This is a genomic window from Nocardia asteroides (genome assembly GCF_900637185.1).
Taxonomy (GTDB): domain Bacteria; phylum Actinomycetota; class Actinomycetes; order Mycobacteriales; family Mycobacteriaceae; genus Nocardia; species Nocardia asteroides.
Genome location: NZ_LR134352.1, coordinates 1,077,063 through 1,089,641, shown reverse-complemented (window position 1 = coordinate 1,089,641; position 12,579 = coordinate 1,077,063). Strand labels below are relative to the sequence as shown.

The 12,579-nt window shown below is 70.2% G+C and carries 11 protein-coding genes; 5 read left to right on the top strand and 6 right to left on the bottom strand.

Annotation, left to right across the window (positions count from 1 at the left end; genetic code table 11):
- Nucleotides 1-58: 58 nt before the first annotated feature.
- The 5 genes from EL493_RS05205 (at nucleotide 59) to EL493_RS05185 (ending at nucleotide 5,715) form a co-directional block, all read left to right on the top strand.
- Entirely contained in the window at nucleotides 59-988 is a 930-nt protein-coding gene (locus EL493_RS05205; protein WP_019044539.1) for an EamA family transporter, read from the top strand.
- A gap of 188 nt (nucleotides 989-1,176) precedes the next feature.
- A complete protein-coding gene (locus tag EL493_RS05200; protein WP_030201841.1) occupies nucleotides 1,177-2,937 on the top strand; it encodes a hydroxysqualene dehydroxylase in 1,761 nt (586 codons plus the stop codon).
- Between the two features lie 97 nt (nucleotides 2,938-3,034).
- The gene (locus tag EL493_RS05195) at nucleotides 3,035-3,664 is read left to right on the top strand and encodes a hypothetical protein (protein ID WP_019044537.1); all 630 of its coding nucleotides are present in this window, start codon (nucleotides 3,035-3,037) and stop codon (nucleotides 3,662-3,664) included.
- A 102-nt stretch (nucleotides 3,665-3,766) separates the two neighbouring features.
- Complete coding sequence (locus tag EL493_RS05190) at nucleotides 3,767-5,002, top strand: MurT ligase domain-containing protein (RefSeq protein ID WP_022566483.1); 1,236 nt, start codon at nucleotides 3,767-3,769, stop codon at nucleotides 5,000-5,002.
- Nucleotides 4,999-5,715, top strand: a complete 717-nt coding sequence (locus tag EL493_RS05185; protein ID WP_022566484.1) for a type 1 glutamine amidotransferase — start codon at nucleotides 4,999-5,001, stop codon at nucleotides 5,713-5,715. The genes EL493_RS05190 and EL493_RS05185 overlap by 4 nt, the downstream gene beginning before the upstream one ends.
- Here EL493_RS05185 and EL493_RS05180 read toward each other — a convergent pair.
- The 6 genes from EL493_RS05180 to EL493_RS32910 all read right to left on the bottom strand — a co-directional run bounded on the left by EL493_RS05180 (nucleotide 5,712) and on the right by EL493_RS32910 (nucleotide 12,463).
- Entirely contained in the window at nucleotides 5,712-6,086 is a 375-nt protein-coding gene (locus tag EL493_RS05180; RefSeq protein ID WP_019044534.1) for a type II toxin-antitoxin system VapC family toxin, read from the bottom strand. The two genes, EL493_RS05185 and EL493_RS05180, sit on opposite strands and share 4 nt — an antisense overlap.
- Complete coding sequence (locus EL493_RS05175) at nucleotides 6,083-6,334, bottom strand: type II toxin-antitoxin system Phd/YefM family antitoxin (RefSeq protein ID WP_019044533.1); 252 nt, start codon at nucleotides 6,332-6,334, stop codon at nucleotides 6,083-6,085. The genes EL493_RS05180 and EL493_RS05175 overlap by 4 nt, the downstream gene beginning before the upstream one ends.
- 56 nt (nucleotides 6,335-6,390) lie before the next feature.
- The gene (locus tag EL493_RS05170) at nucleotides 6,391-7,275 is read right to left on the bottom strand and encodes a bile acid:sodium symporter family protein (RefSeq protein ID WP_019044532.1); all 885 of its coding nucleotides are present in this window, start codon (nucleotides 7,273-7,275) and stop codon (nucleotides 6,391-6,393) included.
- A 115-nt stretch (nucleotides 7,276-7,390) separates the two neighbouring features.
- Nucleotides 7,391-8,461, bottom strand: a complete 1,071-nt coding sequence (locus EL493_RS05165) for a zinc-binding metallopeptidase family protein (RefSeq protein ID WP_019044531.1) — start codon at nucleotides 8,459-8,461, stop codon at nucleotides 7,391-7,393.
- A gap of 4 nt (nucleotides 8,462-8,465) precedes the next feature.
- A complete protein-coding gene (locus EL493_RS05160) occupies nucleotides 8,466-9,362 on the bottom strand; it encodes a transglutaminase family protein (RefSeq protein ID WP_022566485.1) in 897 nt (298 codons plus the stop codon).
- Nucleotides 9,359-12,463: a circularly permuted type 2 ATP-grasp protein gene (locus EL493_RS32910; protein WP_019044529.1), complete on the bottom strand. Its 3,105-nt coding sequence runs from the start codon at nucleotides 12,461-12,463 to the stop codon at nucleotides 9,359-9,361. The genes EL493_RS05160 and EL493_RS32910 overlap by 4 nt, the downstream gene beginning before the upstream one ends.
- Nucleotides 12,464-12,579: the final 116 nt, after the last annotated feature.

Below are 12,579 nucleotides of genomic sequence, written 5' to 3'. Positions count from 1 at the left end.
TTTATTGCTGCACTTTTATTCGATTGTCCTGATGCTTAGCGGGCCGCACGATGAGTGCGTGACCACCCGTGACCGCCTGCTCGGACTGACCGTCGTCGTGCTCTGGGGCTTGAACTTCCTGGCCATCCGGATCGGCCTGGACCATTTCCCGGCCTTCTTCTTCGCCGCGCTGCGCTTCGCCGTGATCGCGGTGCCGGTGCTGGTGTTCGTGCCCCGCCCGGCCGTGCGCACCCGGTGGCTGCTGCTCTACGGCACCGGGTTCGGCATCCTGCAGTTCGCCTTCCTGTTCACCGCGATGCGGACCGGCATGCCGACCGGGCTGGCCTCGCTGGTGCTGCAATCCTCGGCGCCGTTCACGGTGGTGCTGGGCGCGGTGCTGCTGCGGGAGCGGTTGCGGCCGGTGCAGATCGGCGGGCTCGCGGTCGCGGTGCTCGGCATGGTCGTCATCGGGGTGGACCGGCTGGCCACCGCGACCCTGCTGCCGGTCCTGCTGACCCTGGCGGGCGGGCTGGGCTGGGCGTTCGGCAATATCGGCGCGCGCCAGGCGGGCGCCGACTCACCCGGCTTCGATCCACTGCACCTGACGCTGTGGATGTCGGTGGTCCCGGTGCTGCCGCTGCTGGCGCTGTCGATGGCTGTCGAGGGGCCTGACACCGGATTCCGCGCGCTCGGCGCGGCCGTCTCCTCGGCCGACGGACTGCCCGCGCTGGGCGCGCTCGCCTACATCGCGATCCTGGCGACGGTGTGCGGATCGGGCCTGTGGACGTATCTGATGAGCCGCTACCCGGCGGGCACGGTGGCGCCGTTGTCGCTGCTCGTCCCGGTCGTCGGCATCGCGGCGGCGTGGGCGGTGCTGGGTGAGCGGCCGTCGGCGGCGGCGGTGTTCGGCGGGGTCGTCGTGATCGCGGGCGCGTTCGCCGCCACGACCACCCGGCGGTTCCGGCGCCCGTCCGCCCCGGTTGCCGAGCGCGGTCTCGTCCAGGTCTAGCGTCCAAATCGACCTCCGGGCAGGAAGGCTGTGGCTAGCATGTGACCGGTCGTGCGATGCGTTTCCCGCGTGACCGGTCGGTTTCGAGCTCGGCGAACGACATGCAGGTCGCATCAGCCAGGTCTTCGCCGCGCTCTAGAGTGAGAGCAAACAGCAGGCAAAACTCGAGCAAGGCAGCTGAACAACTTATGGCGGAACAGCGGTGTCCCGTTTCGCGGAGAACCTTTCTTCGCGGCACTGTCGCAGCGGGAGTGGCATCGGCGGGGGCCGTGGCGGGAGTGCCCGGCGTCGCGCTGAGCGCCCCGTCCGGGCGGCGGGTCGCGGTCCTCGGCGGCGGCGTCGCCGGGCTCACCGCCGCGCACGAGCTGGCCGAACGTGGCTTCGAGGTAACCGTCTACGAGGCGCGGGCCTTCGGCGGCAAGGCGCGCAGCATCCCGGTGCCGGGCACCGGCCGCGACGGCAGGCCCGATCTGCCCGGTGAACACGGCTTCCGCTTCTTCCCCGGCTTCTATCAGAACCTGCCCGACACCATGCGCCGCATTCCGGTCGCGGGCAACCCCGACGGCGTGTGGAACAACCTGCTCACCGTGCCCGAAGCCAGGTTCTCCCGCCGCGACACCGACGACATCCTGCTCGCGCTCCCCGACGGCTTCACCAACCCGACCACCCACCCCGACGCCATCCGCGAGACGCTGGCCGCCACCATCTCGACCATGTCGAAGATGCCGCCCGCCGAGGCCGTCTACTTCGCCAACCGGCTGCTGGTGTTCAACAGCAGCTGCGAGGCCCGGCGCTTCGGCCAGTGGGAACACACCTCCTGGCAGGACTTCGTGCGCGGTCACGAACGCTCGCACGAGTTCCGCGCGATCGTGTCCCGTTCGCTCACCAGCATCATGGTCGCGGCCAAGGAGGATCTGGCCAGCACCCGCACCATCGGCGGCATGGGCGAGCAGTTCCTGGGCAATCCGCTCGGCCTAGGCAACGACGGCGGCCTGGACCGGGTGCTGAACAACGCCACCAACATCGCCTGGATCAACCCGTGGGTGCAGCACCTGCAAGGCCTCGGTGTGCGGCTCGAACTCGGTGCCAGGGTCGAGGAACTCGTGGTGCGCGACAAGCGGATCGGCGCGGCCCGGATCACCGACGCGACTGGCAGCCGCACCGTGGAGGCCGACTACTTCGTCACCGCCATGCCGGTCGAGCAGGCCCGGAAACTGTGGTCGCCGGCCGTGCTCGCGCTCTGGCCGGAACTGGCCGCCACCGAGCGCCTGTTCACCGACTGGATGAACGGCATCCAGATCTATTTCCGCACCCCGCTCGGGATCTCGCGCGGGCACACCGCGTTCGTCGATTCGCCGTGGTCGCTGACCTCGATCAGCCAGAACCAGCTGTGGGCCAACAAGCTGTCGTCCTTCGGCGACGGCACGGTGGCCGACTGCCTTTCCATCGACATCTCCGACTGGAACTCCCCCGGCGTGCTCTACGGCAAGCCCGCCACGGCGTGCACGCACGAGGAGATCTACCGCGAGGTGTGGGCGCAGCTGTCAGCCCACCTGAACGACCGCGAACAACTGCTGCGGCCCGCCGATGTGCATTCGTGGTTCCTCGATCCGGGGATCACCTGGCAGGGCAGCCGGAACGCGAATGCCGATCCGTTGCTCATCAATACCGCGGGCTCGTGGGACGCCCGTCCTAACGCGCACGGATCGATCGAAAACCTGTTCCTGGCAGGCGATTACGTACGCACCGATATCGACCTCGCGACAATGGAAGGCGCGAACGAATCCGCGCGCGCCGCGGTGAACGCGCTGCTCGACGTCGCGGGCTCATCGGCCCAGCGCTGCCGCACTTTCCGGCTGCGCCGCACCCCCGAATTGGAGCCGTTGCGGCTGATCGACGCCGACCGGTACGCCAGAGGATTACCCAATATGTTCGACGACCCGATGTGATCCGGTGGAAACGAACAGAGCCACATTGCTTCTCGGTCCGGTTGGCCGCACAATAGCCAGCGACTGTTGAAACTTGGCGATAGCGGGGGGATTTCCGGTGATTCTGCGTGGGTGGCGCACGGCTGGCCCGATCGCCGCGGCGGCGGTGGCATTGAGCGCGTGCGGACCGGTCGGGCCGCCCGCGATCGACTTCGGTGACGCGGCACCCGCGGCCGCGCCGCTCGCCGCGACACTGCCCGCCACCGTCGAGAACTGGCCCGACGCCTGCGCCGTGCTCACCGACGCCGAGATCACCGCGATCCTGCCGCAGGCCACCGGCCTCACCCGGACCCCGCAGACCGTGCAGATCGTCGACGAATCGGTGCGCAATATCGCCCAGGGCGGCTGCCAGTTCGCCTTCGACCTCCCCGACCTGCGCGAGTCGGCGGGCAATACCAAGATCACCCTGACGTTCTCCCGGGTCGGCGAGGAGAACGCCGTCGCGGCCTACTACGCCGACATGAAGCGCTTCAGCGGCGACCCGGTGGCGCCCGCGGCGTGGGGCGCCACCGAGTGCACCTACGGCAAGATCATCGAGTCCTCGGTGGCCTGCTACCACCGCAACTTCGCCTTCACCGTCACCGGCGACTCCACCGTGGGCGGCCTGGACAGTCCGGCCCGCTTCCAGATCTGGCGCGACGAGGTCACCGCCGAAGTGGTGCGCACCCTGGTCTCGCGGATGGGCTGACACAGCCCGGCGGTGCGGCTTACGTCCCCGGTGCGGCTGGGCGGACACAGCTCACACCGCTCCCGCACGCGCCGCGCCAGGGCACGCACATAGACTCGCGGCGTGGCAGACATCTCGGTGCGTGGGCGCCTGGCTTTGCGAGCGGCGGCGGCAGCGTCGTGGGCATCGCAGAAGGCGGGCCGCGGCAAGGGTTCGATGATCGGCGGCCTGATCGCGTTGAAGATCGATCCGACGATCATGACGCAGCTCGGGCGCGGCAGGCGGACGGTGCTGATCACCGGCACCAATGGCAAGTCCACCACCACCAGGATGACCACCGCGGCGCTCGGTTCGCTGGGGCAGGTCGCCACCCAGGCCGACGGCGCCAATATGGACGCGGGCATCGTCGCGGCGCTGAGCGTGCACCAGGGCGTGCCGCTGGCCGCGATCGAGGTCGACGAGCTGCACCTGCCGCATGTGAGCGACGCGCTCGACCCGGCCGCCGTCGTGCTGCTGAACCTGAGCCGCGACCAGCTCGACCGCGTCGGCGAGATCAACATGATCGAGCGCAAGCTGCGCGCCGGGCTGGCCCGTCACCCGGACACCGTCGTCATCGCCAACTGCGACGACGTGCTGGTCGCCTCCATCGCCTACGACCACCCGAACGTCGTGTGGGTGTCGGCGGGCAGCGGCTGGGCGGTCGACTCCACCAGCTGTCCGCGCAGCGGCGAGCCGATCATCTGGGAGGGCGAGAACTGGCGCTCCACCGGCGCCGATTTCCATCGCCCCCAGCCCGATTGGTGGCTCGAGGGCGAAGACCTCTGCGGCCCCGACGGTTTCCGCGCCCCCCTGCACCTGGCGCTGCCGGGCCGGGCCAATCGCGGCAACGCGGCCCAGGCCGTCGCCGCGGCGGTGGCGCTGGGCGCCGAACCGGCCAAGGCGACCGATGCCACCGGCACCGTGCGCGAGATCGCGGGCCGGTACCGCACCGTCACCGTGGGCGAGCACGACGCGCGCCTGCTGCTGGCCAAGAACCCGGCCGGCTGGCAGGAGGCGCTGTCGATGATCGAGCCGACCTCGGCCGGACTGGTCATCGCGGTGAACGGGCAGGTGCCCGACGGCGAGGACCTGTCCTGGTTGTGGGACGTGCGATTCGAGCACTTCGAGGGCGTGCAGGTGGTGGCCGCCGGCGAACGCGCCACCGACCTGGCGGTGCGCCTCACCTACGCCGGGGTGGAGCACACGCTGATCCCCGACCCGCTGCGCGCGATCGCCTCCTGCCCCGCCGGGCACGTCGAGGTGCTGGCCAACTACACCGCGTTCCGCGATCTCAACCGCGACCTGGAGGGACGCGCATGAGCGAGTCGACTATTCGTATCGGCCTGGTCCTGCCCGACGTGATGGGCACCTACGGCGACGGCGGGAACGCGCTGGTGCTGCGGCAGCGGCTGCGTATGCGCGGCTACGACGCCGAGATCGTCGACATCACCCTGGCCGACCCGGTCCCGGACTCGTTCGACATCTACACCCTCGGCGGCGCCGAGGACTCGGCCCAGCGCCTGGCCACCCGGCACCTGCAGAAGTACCCCGGCCTGCAGCAGGCCGCCGCCAAGGGCGCGCCGGTGCTGGCGATCTGCGCGGCCATCCAGGTGCTCGGCAACTGGTACGAGACCTCGGCGGGCGAGAAGGTCGACGGCGTCGGCCTGTTCGACGTCACCACCTCGCCCCAGGCCACCCGCGCCATCGGCGAGGTGACCACCGCGCCCGTGCTGGCCGGCCTGTCGGCCCCGCTCACCGGTTTCGAGAACCACCGCGGCGGCACCCGCCTCGGCCCCGACGCCGCCCCGCTGGCCAAGGTGACCCGCGGCGTCGGCAACGGCGTCGGCGACGGTACCGAGGGCGTCGTCCAGGGCTCGGTCATCGGCACCTACCTGCACGGTCCCGCCCTGGCCCGCAACCCCGAACTCGCCGACCACCTCATCGCCCGCGCCCTCGGCATCCCCGCCACCGACCTCACCCCCCTCGACCTCCCCGAGGTCGACCGCCTCCGCCGCGAACGCCTCCGCGCCTAGAGCTCCAGCACGGCGACGTCGTAGCGCAGGCAATAAGGATCCCGGGTGACGAGCGTCAGCTCCTCACACCGGGCCTGCGCCACCAGGATCCGGTCGAACGGATCGCGATGGATCGACGGCAGCCGCGCGGCTTCGATGGTGTGCCGCGCGTCGATGGGCAACGGCAGGAACCCACTGCCGACCACTCGCTCGGGCAGGTCGGCCGGACCCGCCAGCTTGCCCGATGCCTGCTTCATCGCGATCTCCCAGATCGAGGCCGAGCTGACGTAGACATCCGGGTCGTGGTCGAGCCGATCGCGCAGGTCCGCGCCGAGGGCCGGATCGTCGGTGAGCCACCACAGGATGACGTGGGTGTCCAGCAGCAGGCTCATGCGTCGAAGTCGCGCGCGATCTCGGCGTCGGCCTCGGGCGAATCCCAGCCCGGGGACAACTCCAGCCGACCGCGCAACGAGCCGCGGCCCGTCCGGTTCACCCGACGCGTCAACGGCACCACTCTGGCCACCGGCGTTCCGGCACGACTGATCACAATTTCCTCCCCCTGCTCCACCCGCTCGATGATGCGCGACAGGTTCGTCTTCGCGTCGTGAATATTGAACTGCTCCGCCGCGTTACCTGCCATGACGCCTCCTTAGCTAAGAGGTTAGTCCGGTGTTTCGGGGCTGTCCACCGGCAAATTCACTCCGTCGCGGCGACCGTGGTTCGGGTGGGTCCGCGGGTGATGAGGAAGCCGAAGGCGGCGGCGAGGGGGAACATGAGCATGCCGTAGATGGCGGCGGGGACGGCCATCTCGGTGCTGTCGAGGACGCTCACCGCGATGGTGATGGCGATGGTGCTGTTGTGGATGCCGACCTCCATGGAGCAGGCGATGGACTGGCGGTCCGGTACGCCGAGCAGGCGGGGCAGGAAGTAGCCGACAGTCAGGCTGAGCACGCAGAACACCGCGGTGATGCCGCCGACCTGCACGAACGAGTCGGTGAGGGTGTCGGCTTCGGTGGCGACGGTCCCGAGGATCACCAGCAGCAGGGTCACCGCCGAGCCGATCCGCACCGGGCGGTCCATCCGGTCGGCGAAGGCGGCCGAGGCGCGCCGCACCAGCATGCCGATCGCGACCGGGACCAGCACGATCGCGAACACCTGCAGCACCTTGCCGAATTGCAGGCCGAGCGAGTCGCCCCCTTCGGCCGGATCGAAGTAGCCGATCGCGAAGTTGGTCACCAGCGGCACGGTGACCACGGCGATGACCGAGTTCACCGCCGTCAGCGAGACATTCAGCGCCACATCGCCCCGGAACAGGTGGCTGAACAGATTCGCCGTGGTCCCGCCCGGCGACGAGGCCAGCAGCAGCATCCCGACCGCGAGGATCGCGGGCAGATCGAACAGCAGCACCAGCCCGAACGCGACGATCGGCAGCGCGACCACCTGGCACAGCAGCGCGATCGCGACGATGCGCGGACTCTTCGCGATCCGGGTGAAGTCGGCGACGGTGAGCGAGAGTCCCAAGCCGAACATGATCACGGCCAGGGCCAGCGGCAGTCCGACGGAAACCAGGGGTGAGTTCATAGCCATCCTCATCGAGCGGCCCGGCGGCACCGGGTTTGAGACGCGCTGGTCTCAAAGAGAGAGGATAGGCAGGTGTGACCCAGATCGCAGCGAAATCGGGCGAATCGGGCGGCGGCTATCCGGCGATCGACACCGACTGCGCCGCCGAGTCGCTGCGTTCACACAGCTCGTGCACGAACCGCATCTTCTCCAGGACATGATCGGGCAGTACGAAGGGATACAGATCGTCGTGTCCCATCGAGCGGTTGACCATGTTCAGCGACCAGGCCAGCGGCAGCCACAACTCGATGATCTTGTCGAACCCGGCCCGTCCGACCTGCGGCCGATCCAGCGTGGCGCCGGCGGGCGCGAAGCCGAAGGCCGCCGCGGTGTCGAGGGTGTCGCGGATGTGCAGGTAGTGGGCGAAGGTCTCGGCCCAATCCTCGGCGGCGTGCATGGTGGCGTAGGAGGAGACGTAGTCGCCCTCCCAACCGGGCGGCGCACCGTCGGAGTAGTGCCGGTTCAGCGCGTCCTGGTAGTCGGCGAAGGGGTCGCCGAACAGGTCGCGGAAACGGCTCATCGCGTCGTCGCCGGTGACCAGCACGGTGAAGTAGTAGTGCCCGATCTCGTGCCGGAAATGCCCCAGCAGCGTGCGATACGGCTCGGCCATCTCGATGCGCAACTGCTCGCGGTGCGGGTCGTCGGCCTCGGCCAGGTCGAGGGTGACGACGCCGTCGATGTGGCCGGTGAGTACCCCGTCGGTGCGGCTGGACAGCAGATCGAAGGCCAGGCCGTGAGTGGGGTCGACATCGCGGCCGACGATCGGTAATCCCAGCTCGACCAGCTCGAAGATCAACCGCCGCTTGGCCGCCTCGGCCTCGGCGAAGGCGGCCAGGCCGTCGAGGTCGGCGTCGTTGGGCCGGGTGCGGGTCAGCGCGCACGACTCGCACAGCATCGGGCCCGAGCTCTGCGCGGTCGTCGACACCAGCCAATTGCACTGCGCCACATGCAGGTTGTCGCACAGCCGGAAACGGTCACCGTCGACCACGCCGCCCGCGTGATCGATCGCCGCGTCCCCGGGCGGGTCACCGATCACGACCAGCGCCCGCTCCCGCAGGCTGAAACCGAGCGGGCTCGAACACGACAGGCACACCGAGTTCTCGAAAGCCAGCTGCTGACCGCAATTGGGGCAGACGAAATCACGCACAGGACTACACCTCCACCGGGGCTACATCGACCGAGACCGTGATCGTGGACTGTTTGGCGTCGGTGTAGATGATGCCACGCAGCGGCGGCACATCCTGGTAGTCACGGCCCCACGCCACGGTCACGTAGCGCTCGTCCGCGAACTGGTCGTTGGTGGGGTCGAAGGCGATCCAGCGGCCGGTGCGGTCGGTCTCGTCGGTGCCGGGCAGCCACACCGCGGCCCACGCGTGGGTGGCGTCGACCCCGACCATGCGCTCCTTGCCGGGCGGCGGATCGGTGGCGAGATAGCCCGAGACATAGCGCGCGGCCAGCCCCTGCGACCGCAGGCAGGCGGCGCCGATCCGGGCGAAGTCCTGGCAGACGCCCTCGCGCGCGACGAACACGTCGGCGACGCTGGTGCTCACCGTGGTCGAGCCGGAGCGATACCGGAAGTCCTGGTGGATCCGGGTGTTCAGCTCGGTGACCGCGTCGAGCAGCGGCCTGCCCGGCGCGAAACTGCGCTCCGCGTAGGCGACGACCTCCGGGGTGATCTCCGGGGGCAGCAGGTCGAGGGTGAATTCGACGGCGAGCGGGCCGGTGCCGGTGCTCGGGCGCGCCGACTCCCACGCGATGTCCACCCCGTCGATCGACGCGGGCGGCACGCCGTCGACGTCGACGAGCGATTCGCCGGTGACCTCCAGCGTCCGATGTTCCGAGGTGACATGGAAATACGTGGTGGTATTGCCGTACACGTCGTTGCCCACCGAACGGTCCGACGGCACCGGGTCGATGTAGATGTCGTGCTCGAGCAGTCGCTGCCCGGTGAACTCGCGCGGCGTCAGATAGGCGCGGCCGTAGGAACTGGTGACTTCGTCGGAGTAGCGGTAGGTGGTCCGGTGCGTCACCTGGTAGCGCCTGCTCATCCGACCATCCTGGTGTTGCCCCACAGCGGCTGGATGCTCACCGGCACCGCGAGCTTGGTCGCCTCGAACGACTCCGACAGCTTGCGCAGCCGCAAGTGCACCCCTTCCAGCAGTTCCACCAGTTCGGTGCGCACACCGTCGGCGTCGGTGTTCTCCAGGTCCGCCGGGTCGACGCGGCGCAGCATGCGCTGGGCGTCGGCGAGCAGCCGCTGCGAACGCGACGCGCCCGCGCCGCCGGGCAGTGCCTGGAAGTCGGCTTCCAGCCGGTCGAGCTGGTAGATCAGCGAGCGCGGATTGCCCGGGTCGAACAGCAGCAGTCCCGCCAGCGCGGCGACATGGGCCGAGCCACGATGCCTGCGACGGTAGATCACGGCCGACTCGGCGGCGACCAGGATCGTGTCGGTGACCACCCGTTCCACCTCGGGCGGGCTGGCCTGGGACAGCGTGGCTTTCAGCAGTGAGGTCAGCGCGAGGCCGCGTTCGATCCGCTTGCCGATGTCCATGACGTACCAGCCGGTGTCGCGCACCAGCGACTCCGCGCCGATCCCCGACAGCGACAGCAGCGCGGCCAGCGTCAGCGAATGCACCGACGACAGCGCGGTCTCCTGTTCGGTACTGGCGCTGCGGAATTCGGCCAGCGCGCGGTCGACGGCACCGAGGATCATCCAGGTGTCGGCGGAGAGCTGGTCTCGCACCGCCCTGGCCGCCGACCCGTAGTGGTCCACGGCGTAGGACAGCGAGCCGGGCAGGTATCGGTCGCCGGTGAGGGTGGCCAGGTACTGGAAGCCCTCGGCGGACGCGCCTGCCACGACGCGTGGTTCCGCGCTGACCGGCTTCCCGGTTACCTTCGGCCGGGCGGCGGACTTCTTCTGCCCGTCGCGCGGACGTGCGCCGTCGTCGTCAGCCGACTCCGGCGCCCGGTCGGCAGCGCTGCCGGTGGTCCGCAGAGCACGTGCCAGCGCACTGGTCCCGGCACGCTCCCACGCGGCGGTGTCCTCGGAATTCTCTTCCGCCGCAGTGGAATCCGGCGCGTCATCGGCGCGCCGAGCCGAATCGGCGTCCTTCCCGCCGACACCCTGGTCACCGGAATCGCTTCGCGCCGCGCCGCGATCGGCCCGGCTGCCATCGGAGCCTGGTCGGGCCGATCCGGTTGCCCGGCCACCCGCACCTGGATCGACCTGGCCGCCGTCGGAGCCGGGGCCGGCGCTGCGCGCGGAGGCCCCTCCGTCGCTCGACTGCACCTGCACGAGCGCGCCGCCCGAGCTCGCCACCGTGGCCAGCACCGATTCCGGCGCGTTCGTGCCCGTGGTCACCGAGAGGGCGCGCATCAGGATCGGCAGCGCGTCGGCGCCTTCCAGCCAGGGCCGGTAGCGGTAGTCCTGGTAGACGTCGTGGGTCGCGGCCAGCAGCCGGACCATCGCCTCGGCGCGCTCGCTGTAGCGGCCCATCCAGAACTGGTCGTTGAGCACGCGCGGCGAGCTGATCGCGTCGACGACCGGGATCGCCCGGCGCAACCGCTCCTCGTGCGGCACCTCGGTCGCCACGGCGGGCGCGGGCGCGGCGCGCACCCACACGTCCTTGGCCGCCACCTTGATCACGCTGCGGGTGGGTTCCAGCCGCATCCGCTGCTGACCCAGCCCACCCGACATGGCCGTGTAGCCCCCGCGCCGGGCCAGCGAGAACAACCGCATGCCGACCGGCGCGGGCGCCAGCCCCGCCTCCCCTTCCACGGCCGGGGCCACCGAGAACTCGGCGGGCTCCTGCCCCACCCACTTCCAGCGCTCCGTCTCGATCCGGGCGGCGAGTTCGTCGCGTTCGGCGGCGGCCAGGCTGGGGCCGAAGATGGTCGACCCGTCGACGGCCGAGCGGATCACCAGGTCACCGAGGTGGGTGACGAGGTGCGCGCGCTCGGTGTCGTCGCCACCCCAGTAGGCGGGCGTGCCGTCGAGCAGCAGATCCTCCCCGAGCACCGACCGCGCGATCCGGGGCAGGAACGCGCTCAGCGCGGGCGATTCCAGTAGCCCACTGCCGAGGGTGTTCACCACCGTCACCGCGCCCCGGCGCAGCACCTCGACCAGCCCGACCACGCCGAGGCGCGAATCCGGCCGCAGGTCCAGCGGATCGGAGAACTCGGCGTCCACGCGGCGCAGCACCACGTCGACCCGTTCCAGGCTGCCCAGCGAGCGCATCCACAGCGCGCCGTCGCGAACCACCAGGTCGGCGCTCTCGACCAGCGGGAAACCCAGCATCTGCGCGAGATAGGCCTGGTCGAACGCGGTTTCGGAGTGCGAGCCCGGGCTCAGCACCACCACGACCGGCTCCTCGCCGTCGGCCAGCTCCGGCGCGGCTTCCTCCAGCATCAAGCGCATGGCCCTGGCGAACGGGGTGAGCGGGCGCGGGCCCGCGTGCTCGAACGCCTCCGGAATGGCCGAGGCGACGACGCGACGGTCGGCCAGCGCGTAGCCGGCGCCCGAGGGGGCCTGCGCCCAGTCGGCCAGCACCCGGAACTGCCCGTCGCTCCAGCGGCTGATGTCGCAGGCGTGCAGGAACAGCTGGTGCGTGCCGGGAATGGTGATGCCGTGCGCGGCCCGCACATACCCGGTGCTGCCGAAGACGATCTCCGGCGGCAGCAGCCCGGACCCGATCAGCCTGCGTGGACCGTAGACGTCGGTGAGTACCTCGTCGAGCACCAGCGAGCGCTGTGTCAGGCCGCTCTCCAGCCGGGTCCAGTCGTCGGCCGAGACCAGTAGCGGGATGGGGTCGAGCCGCCACGGCATCGGGGTCGCCGTGTCGTCGCCGAGCCCGACCTCGGTGTAGGTGACGCCGTCGTCCTCGATCTGCCTGCGCACCCGGTGATCGATCCGGCCGAGTCCGCCGATGCCCTGGTCCACGAAGTCGGCCGAGAGTTCCGACCACATGGAGCGCACCCGGCCGCGACCGTCGACCAGCTCGTCGTAGTAGCCCTGGGTCGGCCTGCCGCACTCGTCGAACCGCGAGCCCGCCTTGCTCTCGGCCCGATACCGGGCGAACTGTTCGGCCGCGTCAGTGGCGGCGAGGACGCCGCGTCGTTCGCGGCCCGTCGTGTCCCGTCGGTCAGGCACCGTCGCTTGCTCCTTCGTCGCCTACGCAACGGCACCTGACCGACGGGACGGCCGCGAACCGGCCGCTACGCGACCGTCCCCGCTTCGAGATCGGGGAGTGCTGTGGTTGGGCGAGG

Excerpts from the sequence above, each read along its gene's own strand:
- EL493_RS05200 (WP_030201841.1), top strand. The coding sequence starts at position 1,177 with ATGGCGGAACAGCGGTGTCCCGTTTCGCGGAGAACCTTTCTTCGCGGC.
- EL493_RS05185 (WP_022566484.1), top strand. The coding sequence starts at position 4,999 with ATGAGCGAGTCGACTATTCGTATCGGCCTGGTCCTGCCCGACGTGATG.
- EL493_RS05180 (WP_019044534.1), bottom strand. The coding sequence starts at position 6,086 with ATGAGCCTGCTGCTGGACACCCACGTCATCCTGTGGTGGCTCACCGAC.
- EL493_RS05175 (WP_019044533.1), bottom strand. The coding sequence starts at position 6,334 with ATGGCAGGTAACGCGGCGGAGCAGTTCAATATTCACGACGCGAAGACG.
- EL493_RS05170 (WP_019044532.1), bottom strand. The coding sequence starts at position 7,275 with ATGAACTCACCCCTGGTTTCCGTCGGACTGCCGCTGGCCCTGGCCGTG.
- EL493_RS05160 (WP_022566485.1), bottom strand. The coding sequence starts at position 9,362 with ATGAGCAGGCGCTACCAGGTGACGCACCGGACCACCTACCGCTACTCC.